Below are 21174 nucleotides of genomic sequence, written 5' to 3'. Positions count from 1 at the left end.
CTTTATTATATGAAAGGAGGATTTGCAATGTATTGTTTCAGAATATATGAACTTAAGAAAATAAATATCCAATCAAAATTATCCGAAAGACAAGGTATAAGTCTTGATACTATACATTGGCTTAATCCTCTGTTATGCAATAAAAAGGGTATGTCTGAATGATGTATATTTGCGATAAAGAATGATTTGCGAAAATAGAGTGGTTAAGTCCAATGCAATGGATTTAACCACTTTTTGTTATTCTCATTTCAAAGAGTGAATGATAAATTAAGAAAATTTAGTGTCACGGTGTTTAATGGTTGCTTTGGATTGCCGAAATTTATCAAAAGAGAGACTTTCGGAACTTTATTAAAATCAAAACAGTCTAAATACCTTTATGGGTTTGAAAAAACGGATTTTCTTGCACAGGTTGATATATATTAATAATTAATGAAAAGTTGGTGAAAAAAATGAGATTTTACAATTCAATGCAAAAGAATATGAGTTTTGCGGATGTTGTTGCAAGCATAAAGTATTTTATTAAAGCCAATCCGGACTGTCACTACAGGATTGCAGTGGGAACCGATTCGCAAGTAAAGGGAGGATTTACATGTTTTGCAACGGGTATACATGTACATAGAATCGGGCAAGGAGCCTGGTGCTGTGTAACTAAAGTGGTTGAAAATAAAAGGTATAAGAATATTAGTGAAAAGATTTCACGGGAAACTTTGATGACCTATGAATTAGTATATAAATTAAATGAAGAGTTGATGGAGGCATTGTATGATTTTAGTGCCAATTATAAAAATTTCGATTGCAAGCTTGAGGCACATATTGACATAGGAATAAAAGGTGAGACAAGAACGCTTATAAGGGAAATGGTAAGTTATTTTGAAGGCATAGGTATTGATGCTAAGATAAAACCGGATTCCTTTGTAGCGAGCAGCTATGCAAACAGGTACAGCAAAAAATTCAAAGTAGGTTGAAAGGATGATATTAATGTTCATTTTAAGAGTAACTCCTGCAAGAAATGTATTGATAGGGAAACAGTGTTATAAGAGTGACAGGCCTGATATGTTTTTCAGCAAGATTGTTGAAGACTGTACAAAGATTGAAGTATATGATGTTTCCGATAGAAAAAAGAAATTGTTGAATGTTTCTGAAATAAATAGAAGAAATCACAGAATGATTATAAACGGTAAGAGATATTTTATATGCTCAATAACTGATATAGGCGATAAGAAAAAAGCAATATAACAAAAAATGCTTTTTTGCAAAAACTGTAAATTTTGAATGATTCAAGGCACCAAATATAAAGTTGGTGCTTTTTTATTGCGCGATATTTTAAAAATCCTGAATGGGACTTGTAAAAGCCATGCATCTAATGTAAAATGCTTTATAAATCTATCAACATAATAGTAAAGGTGTGTAATATGATTAAGTTAATAGCTACAGATATCGACGGTACGCTTCTGAATGCTGAAGGTAAGCTGCCTGAGGGATTTGATGAAATGATATTGAGACTTGAAAAAAAGGGGATTTACCTGGCCATAGCAAGTGGGCGGCAGTATCACACGCTCCTTAATGATTTTGCTGCTTTTAAAGACAGACTTATTTTTATAGCGGAAAATGGTGCAATTGTAATATATCAGGGGAAGGAACTTTTTTTTCGGCCATTGGAAAGGCAGAAGGTGGAAGGTATAATTAAAGATATTAGAGCCACAGAGGAATGCGACATTGTGCTTTGCGGTAAAAAAAGCGCCTATGTTGAGACTTTGAATACTGAATTTGAAGCTGAAGTAAGGAAATATTATCACAGATGCGAACTGGTAAAGGATTTGCTAAGTGTTGAGGATGATATACTCAAAGTTGCTTTGTATGACTATATTGATCCTCAAGAGAATTCATTTCCCAAGCTTAACCCCAAGTGGGGCAATGATGTCAAAGTAATTGTCTCGGGTAAGCACTGGATGGATTTTGGAAGCCCGGATGTGGACAAAGGTGTTGCATTAAAGAAAATACAGGATATGCTCGGTATCAAATATGAGGAGACTATGGTTTTTGGAGATTATTTCAATGATGTTCCGATGATGGAAAGGTCTTATTATAGTTTTGCAGTAAGCAACGCACCTGAAGGAGTAAAGGAAAAAGCTCGTTTTGAAGCGCCTTCAAACCAGGAAGAGGGAGTAATGAAGGTTATTTGCCAGATGGAAAAGGACGGACTTTTATAGCAGCGGGATTTTTTACATTTATAAATAATGTTCTTTATATATTAGATAAAATTCAAAAAATACATTGTTATTTGCAGCTTTCCCAAACATGTGTTATAATATGCCGTAAAATAAAAAAGGAAAGCTGCAGGCATAGTTTATTCAGGTTATGAATAAAGTTAAGTAAATATGCGCCTTTTATCATGAAGCATTTACGCTCAGAATAAGAGGCGCTTTTTTGGGGTTTTTTTAATTGTAAAGTTTTTTTGGAATAACATTAAAAAATATTATGAATTATGCAAGTTTTGTTATATAATATTTCACAGAGCTCAAAGATGAGCAAGCGCCAATGAAGGAGTAGATATTATGCCAAAAAGAACAGATATTGACAAAATAATGATAATTGGTTCAGGACCTATTATTATAGGACAAGCTTGTGAGTTTGACTATTCGGGTACTCAAGCTTGTAAAGCACTTCGTAAATTAGGGTACAGCGTCGTATTGGTAAATTCAAACCCAGCGACAATAATGACTGACCCCGGAATGGCGGATGCGACATACATCGAACCGCTAAATGTGCACCGTTTGACTGAAATAATTGCCAAGGAACGGCCGGATGCAATACTCCCGAATCTTGGAGGTCAATCGGGATTGAATTTGTGCCAGGAGCTGGCGAAGGAAGGAGTTCTGGAAAAATACGGTGTTAAAGTAATAGGGGTACAGTTGGATGCCATTGAACGCGGCGAAGACCGTATAGCGTTTAAGGAAACCATGGCCAGGTTGGGGATAGAAACTCCAAAAAGCGAACCTGCATATTCCGTCGAGGAGGCTAAAAAAATAGCTTCAGAACTCGGATTTCCTGTAGTTGTCAGACCTGCATATACCATGGGCGGTACAGGCGGCGGTTTGGTTTATAATATGGAAGAACTGGAACAGGTTGCGGCTAGAGGAATTGCAGCAAGTTTAGTAGGTCAGGTCCTTATTGAAGAGTCGGTTTTAGGATGGGAAGAGCTTGAGGTAGAAGTCGTTCGTGACTCAAAAAATAATATGATCACTGTTTGTTTCATTGAAAATGTGGATCCTATGGGAGTACATACCGGTGATTCTTTCTGTACAGCACCAATGCTGACCATTAGTAAAGAACTTCAGGAAAGATTGAAAAAATATGCCTTTTCCATTGTAGAAGCCATTGAAGTAATCGGTGGCACAAATGTTCAATTTGCTCATGATCCGAAGACGGACAGAGTTGTAATTATTGAAATAAATCCAAGAACATCCCGTTCATCTGCCTTAGCATCTAAAGCGACAGGTTTCCCAATAGCTTTGATTTCTTCGCTGCTTGCAGCAGGCCTTACCCTTGACGAAATTCCATACTGGAAAGGTGGAACTCTTGATAAATATGAACCGTCAGAAGACTATGTGGTTGTAAAGTTTGCCCGTTGGGCCTTTGAAAAATTCAAGGGTGCTGAAGACAAGCTGGGAACTCAAATGAAAGCTGTCGGTGAAGTAATGAGCATAGGCAAGACTTACAAAGAAGCGTTACATAAGGCAATTCGTTCTTTGGAAATTGGTCGTTACGGCTTGGGATTTGCCAAAGATTTTAATAAAAAGACGCTTCCGGAATTAATGGAAATGCTGGCCCATCCAACCAGTGAAAGACAATTTATTATGTATGAAGCTTTGAGAAAGGGAGCTGATGTTGAAGAACTCCATAAGCTTACCCATATTAAAAAGTATTTTATAGAACAAATGAAAGAACTGGTAATGCTTGAAGAAGAAATTTTAAAATACAAGGGCGGAAATCTGCCGGATGATTTGCTCATTCAAGCAAAAAAAGACGGATTTTCAGACCGATACCTTGCACAACTCCTTTCTGTTGAAGAAGCTCAGATAAGAAAAAGACGTATAGAGCTTGGTGTTGTTCAAGGATGGGAAGCAGTACCTGTCAGTGGAGTGGAAAATGCAGCATACTATTATTCATCCTACAATGTTAAGGACAATGTTCCTGTTAGCAATAACAAGAAGATAATGATACTCGGCGGAGGACCTAACAGAATAGGTCAGGGTATTGAGTTCGATTACTGCTGTGTACATGCGGCTTTTGCCATCCGGGATATGGGTTATGAAACAATAATGGTGAACTGTAATCCTGAAACAGTGTCTACCGACTATGATACCTCGGACAGGCTTTATTTCGAACCGCTTACAGTTGAAGATGTATTGAGTATATATGAAAAGGAAAAACCTTTAGGTGTGATTGTTCAGTTTGGAGGACAAACACCTCTTAACATAGCTTCGGATCTTGCAAAGGCAGGAGTAAGGATATTGGGAACAAGCACCGATGCTATTGATCTTGCTGAAGACAGAGACCGTTTCCGTCTAATGATGAAAAAACTGGATATTCCTATGCCTGAATCGGGTATGGCAAGCAATTTGGAAGAGGCTATTGAAGTTGCAAACAAAATAGGATATCCTTTAATGGTACGTCCATCTTATGTTTTGGGCGGCCGTGGCATGGAAATAATATATGATGAATTGATGCTCAAGCAATATGTTGAAGCTGCTGTAGATGTGACTCCCGAACGTCCAATATTGATTGACAAATTCCTTGACAATGCAATTGAGGCTGAAGCTGATGCTATTTCTGACGGAAGAGAAGTGTTTGTACCTGCCGTTATGGAACACATAGAGCTTGCGGGAATTCATTCCGGTGACTCTGCCTGCGTAATTCCCACTATAAGCATTCAGGATAAACACATTGACACCATCCGCAAGTATACCGAACAAATTGCCAGAGAGCTGAATGTTATAGGACTGATGAACATACAGTATGCCATCGCAAACGATAGGGTTTACGTACTTGAAGCAAATCCACGGGCGTCGAGAACTGTGCCTCTTGTTTCAAAAGTATGTAACATAAAAATGGCCCGAATTGCGACTGAACTTATGGTTTCAAATTTGGATGGAAGCAGGAAACTTTCCGACTATAATTTTAAGCAGCTTGACATACCTCATTACGGTGTAAAAGAGGCAGTATTCCCCTTTAATATGTTCCAGGAAGTGGACCCTGTTCTTGGCCCGGAAATGCGTTCAACAGGAGAAGTATTAGGACTTTCCGATTCTTTCGGCCTGGCTTTCTTTAAGGCTCAGGAAGCTACCCAGGTGTCGCTGCCAGAGTCAGGAACGGTACTGATAAGTGTATCTGACAGGGACAAACCTCAAGCACTGGAAGTTGCAAGGGAATTTATAAAAGCAGGATTTAAAATTAAAGCTACATCGGGTACTCAGAAGTATTTGGCTCAAAACAATGTTGAGGCCGAATTAATTAAGAAAATAAATGAGGGAAGACCTAATATTATAGACAGCATAACCAATAAAGAGATTCAATTGGTGATAAACACTCCAATTGGAAAGAAAGGTCAGGACGATGATTCTTATATACGTAAGGCTGCTATAAAATACAAAATACCTTATATAACAACTATGGCTGCTGCAAATGCTTCCATTAAAGGCATAGTTGCATTTAAGGAAAGTAAAAATAAAGTAGTACCTATAAAATCTCTTCAAGAGTATCATAAGAGTATTGGATAAGGTAATAGTTTGGTTAAAGAGTTAAGTTGAATGATGACAATTTAAGGTAACAATGTAAACAAGTATTTTGCCAAACTTGTATTAAAACTGAATTACTGATTGTATATAAAAGACACAAAAAGTAAGGCTTTTAAGCCTTGCTTTTTTGTGTGCGTCCAGTGAAGCTGGACTTATTTGTTAGTGAAAGTCCGGCATGGGTAATTCAAAGGTGGAAAACAAGCTTTTCCACCAACCTACTCTGCTTAAAATTGTTTTTTACTATAATGATAAATATAATATAAAACAAATAAAATATTATATTTTGCCATGAAAGTGATAGGGTTGAGTTGACAAATTAGATAACGGGCTTTTTTATTGAGTAGAGGAGACAGGATGGATATAAGGTTGCACATAATGGGGGTTGACTGGTAATTGTGTGACGACTCATGGCTTGTATATATCAATGTATTATAGGAGAACTGATATTATAGCAATCCAGGAAATGTTTTTCCTATTTGCGTAATGTATAATAAAGCTACCGTACGGGAGGAGGGATACCATGCAATATCCGGAAGTAATCAGAATTGCACTTGATTATATTGAACAAAACCTCAAAACCGACATCACAGCAGAAGAACTTGCCCGGATGTCAAATTATTCGACATATCATTATTATCGTTTGTTTTCATCTGTAACAGGCTCATCGGTTTCAGGTTATATCTTAAAGCGGCGTCTTGATCACGCGCTTGCTGAAATTGCCAGTGGCAGAAAAGCGATAGATGTAGTGCTTGAATATGGTTTTGATACCTATGCTGGGTTTTACAAGGCAGTTGTAAAAATGTATGGTTGCTCTCCGAAGAAATATTTGAGTATTTATCAAAAACACACACCAATTAAACCGGAGGTAGCAAAAATGTATACTGAAAGAGAATTGCGAAAAGTATTGGAGAATTGGGATATAGATAAAGGCCTGCCAATTAGCGATATATTTATCATGGATGGGGCAAAAGTTACCGGTAATGTTTGGAGAGTTGGTAAAGATTATATCTTAAAGGCTGGCGACCGGGAAAAGCTATTAAAAAATCTTAATTTTTCTAAGGCACTCCAGAGACAGGGGTTTACTTCTTCTCTTCCAATATTGACGAAAACCGGCAGTGAGTATTTGGAAGCCAACGAAATTTTTATTCTAACCCAAGGATTAAAGGGTAATCCGCTTCCTAAGACAGACAGATTTGGAGGTAATTGTAGGAAGATTGGTGGAAAATACGGTAAAAGCATTGCACGACTTCATAAGGCGCTGAAGGCTATACAAAAAGACATGTCGCTTGACGAAATGAACCTGTATAAAAGTGTCACGGAATGGGCACTGCCGAATGTTAAACAGCAGAATATGCAGTGGGGTATGGAGATTGACGAGAGTTTTTTTGAAGACTATATTGAAAACTTTGGTAAACTTTATGACAGACTGCCGAAACAACTTATTCATCGTGATCCCAATCCCAGCAATATCCTGTTTGATGATGGTGAGGTAAGTGGATTTATTGACTTTGACTTAAGTGAAGTAAATGTGCGTTTGTGGGATGTCTGCTACTGTGCAACCGGAATTTTATCTGAAGCAAGCAATAAGGCTTATGAAAAATGGTTAGATATACTCGCCGGAATTTTGCAAGGTTATGACTTTGAGGGTAAACTGACGCAGGAAGAAAAACAGGCGGTGTTTTATGTAATCTGTTCCATCCAGATGATTTGTATTGCATACTTTGGAAGCCATGATAAATTCAGAGAACTTGCAAATACGAATCGCAAAATGTTGCAGTTTATTATTCAAAATAAGAAGCGCATTGATAATATTTTTAATGCTTTGAATTAGCGCTCACTTTAGTGGGCGCTTTTTCTATTAGTGCGTCCAGTGAAGCAGGACCACATTGGTCGGTGAAAGTCCGGTACGGGTAATTGCCAGGAAGCCCGTTAACTATTTTTCCATCAACCTACTCAACGTTTTTTAGGTGAACAGAAAGTTACAAAAATATTTGCTAAACGAGTTGACAAGGTATTTTTCAAGTATTATCCAATGAGAAAAATGTTCTCAGAACAAATTGAAAATTTGACGATATATTTAATAGAGTAAGATACAGTAATGATGAAATAGCCTTTGGCAAATTGAAAATTGATATGTTTTTAATAGAAGAACACCTATAATAATGACAAATACAGAGGCCTCGGTAACAGGGGGAGAGTCAACTTCAAACTTGGACAATAATATAATGGTAGTATAGATACTATATTAAAAAAACAATAATAGTTGGTTATATTACAAAATTTTAGGCAATAATAATGTAAGAACAGTCATACCTCTGTAATCAAATTTAAAGGAGGGGTTTATATGTTGATTTGTGTTCCTAAATCTGATTTCAGAAAAGTATCCGATAGGGAAGTGCTTGCACTTTTTGTGGACGATACATTTATTGGATATGCAAGTGTACTTACTGTTTTGGACAGCATTATTATTCTGGATGTCAGCAAAAAGCTTGCAAAATTGTACGAGGAATTGATTAAGAATAATAAATTAATAAACTTTCATATATGCTAATATATTTGAATTTATAAGAAAAGGGCGAAAAATAACTAGTGTTGAAATTCACTAGTTATTTTCTATATTGATTAAATTGTTAATTTATAAAAATGAGTTAAAAAGCTGCTGGTTAACATATGAATTTTTGCTTTTTATATTATTTTTTTATTTCTTGCCGTTCCAGCAGTATGTACATACCTTGTCTTCCGGTAGTCCGATCGCTTCTATCATGTCTTCTAAAGTTTGATATTTCAATGTTGTAAGATTCAAATGTTTACGAATACAGTCCACCATACAGTTGTATTTTTCGGTGGAAGAATCAGTGTATTCATCAATGGAATCGGGCATAGTGCCTTCCAATTGTACAATAGCACGACGGGCTGCCAAATCCATTTCCGAACGGGATCTTGAGAAGTTTAAGTATTTACAGCTATAGAGAAGTGGAGGACAGGCAGAACGCATGTGAACTTCTCTGGCATTGCAGTTGTAAAGCAATTCGGCTGTTTCACGAAGCTGAGTACCTCGTACAATGGAATCATCGCAAAATAACACGCTTTTACCTTCTACTAGTTCCGGGATGGGGATAAGTTTCATTTTTGCAACTAAATTTCGGATTGCCTGATCTTGTGGCATAAAACTCCTTGCCCATGTAGGAGTATATTTTATAAAAGGTCTGCTAAATGGAACCCTGGCTTCATTGGAATAACCGATAGCATGTGCCACTCCCGAATCGGGAACCCCTGCAACAAGATCTATTTTAACATTGTCCCTTCGGGCCAGAGCTGCACCATTACGATAGCGCATTGTTTCAACGTTCATACCTTCGTAGGATGAAGACGGATAACCATAATAAACCCATAGAAAAGCGCATATTTTCATTTTATTACCCGGTGGCGCTATTTTTTCTATGCCTTCAGGTGTTATAAATACAATTTCTCCCGGACCCAATTCGTATTTTGTCTTATATCCCAGATTAGGGAAAGCACAGGACTCTGATGCTACGCAAAAAGCACCGTCTTTTGCACCAACCACTAACGGAGTTCTGCCATAGAGGTCCCTGGCTGCATAAATCCCCTTCGAAGTAAGTATAAGCATTGAACATGAACCGTCTATAGATTCCTGAGCTCGTCTGATACCTTCTTCTATGGTGCTTTCCTGATCTATCAGGGCTGCTACCACTTCGGTGGGATTTATTTCACTCTTGCTCATTTCGGAAAAGTGAAGATAGTGTTTTTCAAACGCCTTTTTAACAAGTTCTTCAATATTGTTGATACGTCCTACTGTTGTTATTGAGTAATCACCATGATGCGAAAATATGGATAAGGGCTGAGCCTCATTATCACTAATGCATCCAATACCCAAGTTACCGGCCATACCGGGAAGGTCATTCTCAAATTTTGTCCTGAATTGAGTGTTTTCAATATTATGAATAGACCTTGTAAATCCATTTCCGTTCCAAACAGATAATCCACCGCGACTTGTACCTAAGTGTGAATGATAGTCGGTACCGAAAAACAAATCTGTAACACAATCATTTTTGGAAGCTACTCCGAAAATTCCTCCCACGAGTAAATCACCCCTATTAAAAAAAATAATACAAACTAAAATTTTATTAATAGCCTCAGACAATTCAGCTAGATACTATTTCTTTTAAACAGTATTTAGGGAAATAAGAGGCATTAAATATATAAGCACTCATAATCTTCATTATAAATCAATATAATAATAGTTTAAAGTATTAAATTTAGGACAATTATAAAATAACTCTTTTACTATTGACGATGTAACATAAAAAGATTTAACTTAAAACTTAAATTTATATATCGAAACTTATTTCAATTATTAAAGAAAAATGATATAATTAATTTTATTTATCCGGTTTTATGAAAGGAAATAAAGAGATGGAATGCAGAATAGGCTGTGGTGCATGCTGTATTGTTATATCCATATCATCGCCGATACCTGGAATGCCTGAAGGAAAGCCTTCCGGTGTTAGATGTGTTCAACTGACCGATGACAATAGGTGTAAAATATTCGGCAAACCCGAGAGACCAGCTGTTTGCTCAAGCCTGAGACCATCGCTTGAAATGTGCGGTACTGAGTCTTCACATGCCTATACGTATCTTGAAAAGCTTGAAAAACTCACCAGACCTGTTGGATAAACTTTAGAAAGGCTATTTATTAAAATCTATAATTTATATAAAAAGATACACAAAATTTATAAATTAAAATACTGGTGATGTTTTAGTCGGTAGGGAATATTTAATTCATTAGTACTTCCAAATAGTTTGTTAAAAAAATAATCGGTAAGGAGGTAGTATAAGTATGAGAAACTCAAAAATCAAGGAACATAAAGAGGAAATTGAGGCATTGAGCAAGTTGGCCCAGAAGAACAATTATATTGATCCGGAATTGTTTACTAAATATCAGGTTAAGCGAGGGCTCCGCGACCTTGACGGCAAAGGTGTGCTGGTTGGATTGACGGAGATTGGTGAGGTGCATTCATATATCATTGAGGAAAATGAAACTATTCCTGTTCCGGGAAGACTCATGTACAGGGGTATAGATGTAACGGAACTTTCAAATGGCTTTATAAAGAGTGGTAAAAATGGCTTTGAAGAGACGTGTTATCTGCTGTTGTTTGGTGACTTGCCAAATGAAAAGCAGTTGGCGGATTTTGAGCAAATTCTTGCTGATTACAGGCATCTTCCCGATGATTTTGTAAGGGATTTGATTCTAAAGGCACCAAGTAGGGATATAATGAATGTATTGGCTCGAAATGTTTTGGCATTATACAGCTTTGATGACCGTGCTGATGATACTTCAATTCCCAATGTGCTTGAACAGTGCATTCGGCTAATTGCGTGTTTCCCATTAATTGCAGTATACGGTTATCAGGCATATTCCCATTATTATGAAAAGAAAAGCCTGTTTATCCATAGCCCGAAACCGGAATTAAGTACTGCAGAAAACATATTGCATATGTTAAGACCGGATAGTCAGTTTACAAAATTGGAGGCAACGCTTTTGGATTTGGCACTTGTACTTCATGCAGAGCACGGTGGAGGTAACAACTCGACCTTTGTAACCCACGTTGTTACATCAACTGGAACTGATACATATTCAGTAATGGCAGCAGCATTGGGTTCGTTGAAAGGCCCTAGACATGGAGGTGCCAATATTAAAGTAGTACAAATGTTTGACGATATGAAAAGCAATTTGAAGGATTGGGATAATGAAAAGGAGATTGAAGAATATTTGGTAAAATTGCTGAAAAAAGAGGCTTTTGACCGTTCGGGACTTATATATGGTATAGGGCATGCCGTGTACTCAATTTCAGACCCTCGTTGCGTAATCTTAAAAGAGTATGCTGAAAAGCTTGCAAAGGAAAAGGGACTTGAGGCTGAATTCAATCTCTATTCCAAGGTGGAAGAATTAGCACCTAAGGTAATATCTGAAATGCGCAAAATGTATAAGGGTGTAAGTGCCAACGTCGATTTTTATTCCGGCTTTGTTTATAGTATGTTGGGCATTCCTAGAGAAATGTTTACACCTATATTCGCAATATCCAGAATTGCAGGTTGGAGTGCCCACCGTGTTGAAGAAATTGTAAATGCCGGAAAGATAATTAGACCGGCATATAAAAGTGTGGCGAAAAGACGTGAATACGTAGATATTGAAAAACGATAGGATGCAGCAAGGGTTTGAAACATCAGCTATAAACCAGATATAAATGCTTATAAAGACCTTGACTTGCATATATAGAAAGAGTAATATATTTAGCATGCGAAATATTTCGATGCGAAATAATATTACTCTTTTTGTTTTATGTAAGTAGTAATGGATTTAAGTAAAGGAGCAGGATGATGGAGGGCGTAAACAGGGGTATTGCAGTGAGCAAGCTGCTAAAGGAAATTATGGTTTTGATTAGAAATGCCCACAAGCCTTGCGGTGATATGAAATTGACAGGTCCGCAGGCAATGCTTGTAGGTATAATAGCCCATTACGGCGAGATGAAGATTAGTGATTTAAGTGAAAAGATGGGGCTGTCCAACAGCACAGTATCGGGAATAGTTGACAGGCTGGAAAAACAAGGAATTCTTGAAAGAATAAGAAGTAAAGATGATAGGAGAGTGGTACGGGTAAATATAGCTTCTAAGCATAGGGAATGTGTGAAAACTAAATTTGAAGCAATAGAGTACAAAATGGAAGAGATAATGAAAGAAGCTACTGAAGAAGAAGTAAAAAAAATATTTGAAGGTTTGGAAATGTTAAAGAAACTGATTGAAGAAAATAACAGGAGATAATTTTTGGCATAAGGAGTAGATTTGGCAATGTATAAATTAACCAGATATTTAAAACCTTTTATAGGACTTATTCTTATTACAATTGTTTTTCTCTTTGGTCAGGCGATGGCAGATCTGGCTTTGCCCGACTATATGTCGAAAATAGTTAACATTGGCATTCAAAATGGGGGCATAGAAAGTGCAGTTCCGGAAGCTTTAAGAGCCGATCAGATGCAAAAGATTTTACTTTTTACCGGTGAAAATGACAGAGAAGAAGTTTTAAACAGTTATGTACTTATTGATAGAACCAGTACAGACTATCAAAAGTATTTAAAGAAATATCCTGTATTGGAAAAGGAGTCGGTATTTGTTTTAAAGGAAAATGCTGAGATTGAAAAACTGAATGATATAATGGGAAAGGCAATTATAGCAGTATCACAGATAGAAAAAGCGAAAAAAGAAGCAAAGGATGGCTATATTGAATTTAATGGACAGAAAATTCCGGAGGATGTTGATTTGTTTGAATTGTTTGCCTTGATGCCCGATGAGGTGCGTATTGAGATGAGCAGAGAAATGAAAGATAAACTTGCTGCCATGGAAGAGAGCACAATTGTGCAGTATGCTGCAAACAGTATAAAGGACGAATATGCAGCACTGGGAATTGAGGCAAATAAAGTTCAGAATCGATATATTGTCAAAATTGGAGTTAAGATGCTGCTTATTTCACTTTTCAGTGCATTATGTGTGGTTTTGGTAGGCTATTTTGCCGCAAGAATCGGAGCCGGTTTAGCCCGGAATCTGAGGAGAGATGTGTTTGTAAAGGTTGAAAATTTCTCAAATGCAGAGATGGATAAATTCTCCACATCATCTCTAATAACCAGAACCACCAATGACATAAACCATGTGCAGATGCTTGTCATGATGATGATCAGAATGGTTTTTTATTCGATTGTAATGGCCATAGGTGGAATAATAAAAGCAGTCAGCAAGAGCCAGTCCATGACCTGGGTAATTGCTGTTGCTGTGATTGCGGTAATGGGTTTGATTCTTGTGGTACTTGTCGTTGCATTGCCTAAGTTTAAGCTTATTCAAAAGCTGGTAGACAAGTTGAATTTGGTTACTCGCGAAAACCTATCGGGTATGATGGTTATTAGGGCTTTTAATACTCAAAAGTTTGAGGAAAACAGGTTCGATAAAGCAAACCAGGAACTTACTAAGACAAATCTTTTTGTGAACAGGGTTATGGCTGTGCTATTCCCTTCCATGTCACTGGTGATGAATGGAATCACATTGTTGATAATATGGGTTGGAGCAAACCAGATAGCCGATTCAAATATGCAGGTGGGGGATATGATGGCATTTATGCAATATGCCATGCAGATAATGTTTTCCTTCCTGATGCTGTCCTTTATGTTTATCATGGTGCCTAGAGCCTCTGTAGCAGCTCAGCGTATAGCGGAAGTTTTGGATACAGAACCTCAGATAATAGATCCGAAAGAACCGAAGAGTTTCAATAGTGCAGAGAAGGGTGTTGTTGAATTCAGGAATGTATCCTTCCGGTATAACGATGCCGAGGAAGATATGCTAAAAAATATAAGCTTTAAAGCTTTGCCCGGTCAGACAACAGCCATTATCGGTTCCACCGGATCGGGAAAAACAACTCTTGTAAATTTGATTATGCGTTTCTATGATGTTACTGAGGGACAGGTTTTAGTTAACGGTATAGATGTAAGGGAAGTTACTCAGCATGATTTAAGGGACAGAATAGGATATGTGCCTCAGAAGAGTTTGCTGTTTAGCGGGACCATTGAATCGAATATGAAATATGCCAATGAAAATGCTTCGGAAGAAGATATAAATATGGCCTTAGAGATTGCGCAAGCTTTAGGTTTTGTAAATGAAAAGCCCGATGGCATTAAATCGGATATATCACAGGGAGGAGGCAATGTCTCGGGAGGTCAGAAACAAAGGCTTTCTATTGCCCGAGCTTTGGTAAAAAAGCCGGATATCTATATATTTGATGACAGCTTTTCAGCTCTTGACTTTAAAACTGACTCGGCATTAAGGAAAGCATTAAAAGAGAGATTGCAATCAGCTACCGTTATTATAGTTGCACAGCGTATATCTACTATTATGAATGCAGAACAAATAATTGTTCTCGATGAAGGAAGGATTGTAGGCAGGGGGACACATAAAGAATTAATGGAAAGTTGTCCGATTTATCAGGAAATTGCTTTATCGCAGCTGTCAAAGGAGGAATTGGCATGAGTCAAAATCACAATGGATCGCATGACTTTAAAAGACCGCCAAGGAGAGCAGGAATGGGACATGGTCCCAGAGCCATGATACCCGGGGAAAAAGCTCGAAATTTTAAAGGTACAATGAAAAAACTGTTAAAACACTTAAGTGTTTATAAAATACCGATATTTATTTCACTGCTGTTTGCCATGGCCAGTGCTGCTTTTTCAATAATAGGTCCTAAAATTATGGGAAAGGCTACGACAAAACTGTTTGAAGGTGTTGTGGCAAGAATTTCCGGGACCGGTGACATTGACCTTATGGCTATAGGCCGGATATTGTTGATGTTGGTCGGCCTGTATTTACTGAGTGCATTATTCGGATATATTCAGGGATGGTTAATGTCCGATATATCAATGAAGGTAAGTTACAGATTCAGAAAGGATATTTCTGAAAAGATTAACCGTATGCCCTTGAAGTATTTCGATTCTACAAATCATGGTGAAGTTTTGTCCCGTGTAACCAATGACGTTGACACTTTAAGTCAAACCCTTAACCAAAGTTTGGGACAGATAATTACTTCAGCGACTACTGTTGCCGGTGTTCTTGTTATGATGCTCAGTATAAGCTGGAAGATGTCTTTGGCGGCTATCGGAACTTTGCCTTTGTCACTTATAATTATAATGTTTATTATAAATAAATCGCAAAAATATTTTAAACAGCAGCAGGACTACCTCGGAAACTTAAACGGCCACATAGAAGAAATGTATGGGGGACACGTTGTAGTTAAAGCTTTTAATGGCGAAAAGAAAAGCATTGAAAAATTTGACGAAGTTAACAGTAAACTCTATGGTTCGTCATGGAAGTCTCATTTTTTAACCAGCATTATGATGCCCCTTATGGGTTTTGTGGGGAATTTGGGTTATGTGGCAATATGTATCCTGGGTGGATATTATGCAGCCAGGAAAGTTATAGAAGTTGGTGATATTCAAGCTTTTATACAATACGTCCGACAGTTTACACAGCCTATTTCGCAGTTGGCGAATATATCCAATATCCTTCAGCAGACTGCAGCCGCAGCTGAACGTGTATTTGAGTTTCTGGAAGAAGAGGAAGAAGTACCGGATGCTGCTGACACTGTTAAGCCGGATGATATTAAAGGCGTAGTTGAATTCAAAAATGTTCATTTCGGTTATAATGAAGATAATATTATAATCAATGACTTCTCAGCGGTTGTAAAACCCGGGCAGAAAGTTGCTATTGTCGGGCCTACCGGGGCAGGTAAGACAACTATGGTTAAGCTGTTAATGAGATTCTATGATGTAAATAAAGGCTCAATCTTGATTGACGGTCATGACTTAAGGGATTTTTCCCGTAAAGATTTACGTTCTTTGTTCGGTATGGTTTTACAGGATACATGGCTTTATAATGGCAGTATTATGGAGAACATCCGTTACGGACGGCTTGATGCAACCGATGAGGAAGTTATTGCTGCCGCAAAGGCTGCCCATGTTGACAGTTTTGTCCATACTTTGCCCAAAGGTTACAATATGGAGTTGAATGAGGAAGCCAGCAATGTATCTCAGGGTCAAAAGCAGTTGATAACAATTGCAAGAGCCGTTTTGTCCGATCCGAAAATTCTTATTTTGGACGAGGCAACAAGTTCGGTAGATACCCGTACCGAAGTGCAGATTCAAAAAGCTATGGCTAATCTTATGAAAAATCGTACAAGTTTTGTAATAGCCCATCGTCTTTCTACAATCAGAGATGCTGACTTGATTCTGGTTATGAATCACGGTGATATTGTTGAGCAGGGAACTCATGAGGAACTGCTGGCTAAAGGAGGATTTTATGCAGAACTGTATAATAGCCAGTTCGAAGCCTCCTAGAACAGCTAGAACAGGGGACGGTTCTCTGTTTGGTAAAGCTTGTAGAACAGTAATAAAAAAGAAGACTATTCATATTAAAACAACGCCTTATTACTTTAAGGCGTTTAATTTTTTGCCGGTGAAGCTTTAAAACTACATTCTGCATCTATAATCCAAATTAATAAAAGATTAAGAAAATAAAAATTTTTACCGTTACTATATAAAACTATATGCGTATAATTATATGAAAGCACTACAAAAAAGATAAAAATAGCAACAGTAAATTAATATGACTTTTTCGGAAATAATCTTAAAATGTAGGGATTGGATATACGGAAATAAGCTTTTTTAGGAGAATAAGATATGATTGGTGTGTTAAAGATGAGTAAGGAAAGAGACAGTATATTGGTCGAGAATACCTTAAAAGGCGATATAAATTCCTTCGAAGAGTTGATGTCGTTATATCAGGACAAGTTATTCAATTTTTTATCGAAAATGACTGCTTCACGGGAAGATGCAGAGGAGATAACCCAGGAGGTTTTTATAAAAGTATATAAAAACCTATATAAATACAACAGCAAATGGAGTTTTTCCACCTGGATTTATCGTATTGCCATAAATACGCTGAGAAGCGAGTACAGAAAAGTAAAAAATATAAAAAATATCGACTATTACACAAATGTTCCTGAACTACCTGCCAACTTTAGTGATTATCCCGATATAGCCTATGAAATTAAGGAACAGCGGGTGGAAATAATTAAACTTATTGATGAACTTAAAGAAGACCAGAAGACAGCATTAATTTTAAGATGTATGCAGGATTTTTCCTTTAAAGAAATCGGCGATATATTGGGAATATCACCCGAAGCTGCAAAGATGAAAATACAAAGGGCTAAGCAGACTTTATGCAGGAAGTATGAAAAACTGGCGAAAGGGGGGAAATAAAAATGAAGTGTAATTTTAATCTTGATGATATAATTAAATTTTCTGAAAATCAGCTGTCGGATGAAGAAAAAAGGAGAATAAAAGAGCATTTGGATGTATGTGAAAAGTGCAGAAGACACTATGGGGTACTAAAATATACAGAAGTTTATGCAAAAGACAATTCTTTGGTAAGTGAAAATATTAGTAAGAAAGTAATGGAGGTGATTGATGTGAATAGATATAGCAAAGATAAGAAGTTTGGGTTAGGTGGATCTTTTTATAGAGCGATGCCTGTTATAAAGCCGATTTTGGCTTCAGCGGCAGTACTTGTTTTGGTAATAGCGGGAGCAGCAAGATTTGGAAAGTTTGGATTGTTTAAAATTAATTCCGGTAGTATGGGACCCAGTCCAACTGATTCGGTTATTGAGCCGCGAAATACCAATACAGCGGTTTTGCCGGAAAGTACAAGCTTAGATAAAGAGCCTGCAGAAAAGATGGTAGTTACCCTTTATTATGCAAATTCCAATGCAGATAAAGTTGTTCCGGAGAAAAGGGAAATTGAAATAGGAAAAGACACACAAATAGAAAGAGCAGTGTTTGAGGAATTACAAAAAGACCCAAAAAGTGAAGGCTTATATAATGCAATACCTAAAGGGACAAGACTTTTATCGGCATCAACCGAAGGCGGTATATGTACCCTTGACCTTTCCAGGGAGTTTGTTGATAACAACCCGGGAGGGTCGGCCGGAGAATTAATGGCTCTATATTCAATAGTCAATACAATGACAGAACTACCCGGTATTGATAAAGTTCAGTTTCTTATAGAAGGGCAAAAGAGGGAAGTATATATACATGCTGTGTTTGACGGTCCCTTTAAAAGAAATGATGATATTATAGAGAAAAGTCCAAGTGAAATAAAAGCTGAAGTTGAAGCAAGATCCAAAATAGCTGTTCAGGCACTTAAGGAAAAGGATATGGAAAAGCTGTCTTCACTTGTACATCCTGTAAAAGGTGTGCTGTTTTCTCCCTATTCCCACATTGAGTTGGATAAGCACAGAGTGTTTACAAAGGAACAAATAAAAGGCTTGTTGGAGTCGGAGAAAGTGTACACCTGGGGAGAATATGACGGTTCCGGTGAGCCAATTGAGTTGACCTTTAAACAATATTACGAAAAATTTATATATGATCACGATTTTGCCAATGCAGAAAAGGTGGCATACAATGAAATTCTGCAATCGGGAAACACTATTGTAAATATTTCTGATGTTTATCCTGAAGCTAAATTCATAGACTACTACTTTTCCGGATTTAATCCTGGTTATGACGGGATGGATTGGTCAAGTCTGAGACTGGTTTTCGAAAAGTATGACGGTCAGTGGTATCTTGTATGTATAGCCCACGGTCAATGGACCATTTAAAATATTAGATAATTATATATACCGTTCATTGGTAATATACCAGGGACGGTATATTTTTTATTATATGATTCTATATTTTTGCTTTGTTTTCAGCGCATCCATATTAATCCTTTTGAAAACATGAGGAAACGGAGTAAATAGGATTCTGAAAAGTTTTTTACACTTAAAAATTTTATGAATCTGATATGTATTAAATACTGATCTATAAATTTATTATTTTCTTTTCCTTTATTTCACACTTTGATATAATTGTGCAGTATTCAATTTAATTTTTGATAATGAGGTGTTTGGTTTGAATAAATTTAAATTGATATTGGCTGCATTGATAGGGATTTTTGTTCTCACAGCCTGTTCTGAAGATGAAAAAAAGACCGACAATGAAATTTTACTTCCCACTTCTGCAAAGTATGAAAATGCATTGAATTTTAATGAAATTAAAATATCCAGCATTAAAATTAAAGACTTGCGTACAGGTCAGGATTCAATACTTATTAAAGACGGCATAGTACGGGAATTCTGCGATTTTATTAGAAGTATGAACTTCACAAAAACAAGTGAAAAATGGACTTCTGAATATGAGGCCGAGATCTTTGAGGGTGGAGAATCGGTTTTGAAATTAGTTTTTTCCGGAAAGGCAATTTCATTTAGTGAAAAAGTTATTATTGGAAATACAGTTTTGGAAAGTGGCGATTACGAGTTGGATAACTGGATATCTGATAATGTTAGATTTTTTTATTATGGTAAAGTATTAGATCCCCAACATATCGAAACACCGGCAACTATTTCTTTGCCTGGAGAGATATCTTCAGTCAATATATGTGATAAAGGAAGCAGAAAAATAAACCAATATGAAGTTTATGCAAAGTTATATAATTTTTTGGAAGAGAACTTCTTGAACCGGAAGTTTGAAATTATCTATGCTGAAAAAATATATAGCCGTGATTTAATGGAACAGAATAGGCAAAATGCAATGAAAAATTGCAGAAGTCTAATTTTTGAAAACCCACAAAATTTTATCGAGATTAATTCGGATAGTAGATATACCCAACTGATTTCAGTTTCAAATTATATTGTAGCAGAAGATTTGGAAAGAACCGGAATATATCGGTTATATACGGACAAAATGATAATTGATATTAGAGCTGATGATAAGTTTGTCAATGGGTTTAATGATATATTCGGTACTAACGCCAAAGAAGAAAAGAGTTTGACCCCGGATGAAATTGAGGCGCTATTTAATGAAAAGCCGCCTTACTACATGGATTATATCTGTAATAACCTCAATATAGAGAGCTGGAATGGGCGTGAACCTAATAGATTGGAAAAACACAAGAAGGTTTTGAACACTCAGGAAAAACCCTATACGGTTTTGGAGTTTTATAACAACTTTGACTTAAGGATTTTATTTTTTAAAGAAGACAAATTTATTGATTATATAGATTATGGGCATAGATCTGCCGGAACGGAATACCGTTTGGAAAAGGCCGGAGATAATGTGTTTATTGTGGGAAGAATATGCAGAGATCATGGGATAGGTTTGGATAGAAATTTTGAGGAATGGTATTTATTAAGTGATAACGGCAAAAAGCTTGTTTTAGGTTTTCCTTATTTGGATTTCACACAGCCGGGACTTTGGGGATATGAATTGATTGCCGACAATATTAAATTTAATACCGGCAGCGATATGAGCCTGACAGTTGATTATACAATAAGAAAGTTTTATAATTTGGACATTGATATTGATGACGATTTAGGCAATATAACTATAGAAGGGAAAAAGAGAGTAATCTTCAAATGGGATGATGAAAAATCCGAATTTGTATCCGAATATGACAAAAATGAAATGGGGATGTTTGAAATTCCTCCTGAAAGTGATGATATTACTGTGAAATGTACTGAGTTATTGAAGGATAATTACCAGCGATTGATTGAAATTATGTCATCATTCTCCGATACTGATGACCTTTCTGTGAAATATATGAAAGATTCATGGAGAGATTTTCTTAACAGTTGCGAGGATTGTGAAGAAAAGTCTAAACTTCTTGAAATAATAGATAAATAATATAAAGGAATAATAACTGACTTAAAGTTAACTTTAATAAAAATTGA

At 36.7% G+C, this 21174-nt stretch carries 16 protein-coding genes; 15 read left to right on the top strand and 1 reads right to left on the bottom strand.

Annotation, left to right across the window (positions count from 1 at the left end):
• The first annotated feature begins 27 nt into the window (after nucleotides 1-27).
• From CLOCL_RS23575 to CLOCL_RS16380, 7 genes are all read left to right on the top strand, one after another.
• Nucleotides 28-162: a hypothetical protein gene (locus tag CLOCL_RS23575; protein WP_014256384.1), complete on the top strand. Its 135-nt coding sequence runs from the start codon at nucleotides 28-30 to the stop codon at nucleotides 160-162.
• Between the two features lie 287 nt (nucleotides 163-449).
• Nucleotides 450-965: a ribonuclease H-like YkuK family protein gene (locus tag CLOCL_RS16405; RefSeq protein WP_014256383.1), complete on the top strand. Its 516-nt coding sequence runs from the start codon at nucleotides 450-452 to the stop codon at nucleotides 963-965.
• Nucleotides 966-978: 13 nt separating this feature from the next.
• Complete coding sequence (locus tag CLOCL_RS16400; RefSeq protein ID WP_117405997.1) at nucleotides 979-1236, top strand: hypothetical protein; 258 nt, start codon at nucleotides 979-981, stop codon at nucleotides 1234-1236.
• A gap of 176 nt (nucleotides 1237-1412) precedes the next feature.
• A complete protein-coding gene (locus CLOCL_RS16395; RefSeq protein ID WP_014256381.1) occupies nucleotides 1413-2210 on the top strand; it encodes a Cof-type HAD-IIB family hydrolase in 798 nt (265 codons plus the stop codon).
• A gap of 345 nt (nucleotides 2211-2555) precedes the next feature.
• Nucleotides 2556-5780: a carbamoyl-phosphate synthase large subunit gene (gene carB, locus CLOCL_RS16390; RefSeq protein WP_014256380.1), complete on the top strand. Its 3225-nt coding sequence runs from the start codon at nucleotides 2556-2558 to the stop codon at nucleotides 5778-5780.
• 538 nt (nucleotides 5781-6318) lie between these two features.
• Nucleotides 6319-7629, top strand: a complete 1311-nt coding sequence (locus tag CLOCL_RS21740) for a helix-turn-helix domain-containing protein (protein ID WP_014256379.1) — start codon at nucleotides 6319-6321, stop codon at nucleotides 7627-7629.
• A 513-nt stretch (nucleotides 7630-8142) separates the two neighbouring features.
• Nucleotides 8143-8349 (top strand): hypothetical protein, encoded by a 207-nt coding sequence (locus CLOCL_RS16380; protein WP_014256378.1) that lies wholly within the window; start codon nucleotides 8143-8145, stop codon nucleotides 8347-8349.
• Nucleotides 8350-8496: 147 nt separating this feature from the next.
• On the opposite strand, the gene CLOCL_RS16375 is transcribed toward CLOCL_RS16380, so the two are convergent.
• Nucleotides 8497-9897, bottom strand: coding sequence for an amidophosphoribosyltransferase (locus CLOCL_RS16375; RefSeq protein WP_014256377.1), 1401 nt, complete (start codon nucleotides 9895-9897; stop codon nucleotides 8497-8499).
• 335 nt (nucleotides 9898-10232) lie between these two features.
• Here CLOCL_RS16375 and CLOCL_RS16370 point away from each other — a divergent pair, with 335 nt between their 5' ends.
• The 8 genes from CLOCL_RS16370 (at nucleotide 10233) to CLOCL_RS16335 (ending at nucleotide 21127) form a co-directional block, all read left to right on the top strand.
• Nucleotides 10233-10493 carry a YkgJ family cysteine cluster protein gene (locus CLOCL_RS16370; protein WP_014256376.1) on the top strand — a complete coding sequence of 87 codons (261 nt, stop codon included), beginning with the start codon at nucleotides 10233-10235 and terminating at the stop codon, nucleotides 10491-10493.
• 163 nt (nucleotides 10494-10656) lie between these two features.
• Complete coding sequence (locus CLOCL_RS16365) at nucleotides 10657-12021, top strand: citrate/2-methylcitrate synthase (RefSeq protein ID WP_014256375.1); 1365 nt, start codon at nucleotides 10657-10659, stop codon at nucleotides 12019-12021.
• Between the two features lie 176 nt (nucleotides 12022-12197).
• The gene (locus CLOCL_RS16360) at nucleotides 12198-12638 is read left to right on the top strand and encodes a MarR family winged helix-turn-helix transcriptional regulator (protein ID WP_014256374.1); all 441 of its coding nucleotides are present in this window, start codon (nucleotides 12198-12200) and stop codon (nucleotides 12636-12638) included.
• 27 nt (nucleotides 12639-12665) lie between these two features.
• Nucleotides 12666-14885 (top strand): ABC transporter ATP-binding protein, encoded by a 2220-nt coding sequence (locus tag CLOCL_RS16355; RefSeq protein WP_014256373.1) that lies wholly within the window; start codon nucleotides 12666-12668, stop codon nucleotides 14883-14885.
• Nucleotides 14882-16744, top strand: coding sequence for an ABC transporter ATP-binding protein (locus CLOCL_RS16350; RefSeq protein ID WP_014256372.1), 1863 nt, complete (start codon nucleotides 14882-14884; stop codon nucleotides 16742-16744). Before CLOCL_RS16355 ends, CLOCL_RS16350 begins: the two co-directional genes overlap by 4 nt.
• A gap of 342 nt (nucleotides 16745-17086) precedes the next feature.
• The gene (locus tag CLOCL_RS16345) at nucleotides 17087-17668 is read left to right on the top strand and encodes an RNA polymerase sigma factor (RefSeq protein ID WP_014256370.1); all 582 of its coding nucleotides are present in this window, start codon (nucleotides 17087-17089) and stop codon (nucleotides 17666-17668) included.
• Between the two features lie 2 nt (nucleotides 17669-17670).
• Nucleotides 17671-19065 (top strand): GerMN domain-containing protein, encoded by a 1395-nt coding sequence (locus tag CLOCL_RS16340; protein WP_014256369.1) that lies wholly within the window; start codon nucleotides 17671-17673, stop codon nucleotides 19063-19065.
• 292 nt (nucleotides 19066-19357) lie between these two features.
• Nucleotides 19358-21127 (top strand): hypothetical protein, encoded by a 1770-nt coding sequence (locus CLOCL_RS16335; protein WP_014256368.1) that lies wholly within the window; start codon nucleotides 19358-19360, stop codon nucleotides 21125-21127.
• The last annotated feature ends 47 nt before the right edge of the window (nucleotides 21128-21174 follow it).

The sequence above is a fragment of the Acetivibrio clariflavus DSM 19732 genome (assembly GCF_000237085.1).
GTDB classification, from domain to species: Bacteria; Bacillota; Clostridia; order Acetivibrionales; family Acetivibrionaceae; genus Acetivibrio; species Acetivibrio clariflavus.
Note: the sequence above shows the minus strand (reverse complement) of the source record. Positions and strands in the feature narration are given on the sequence as shown.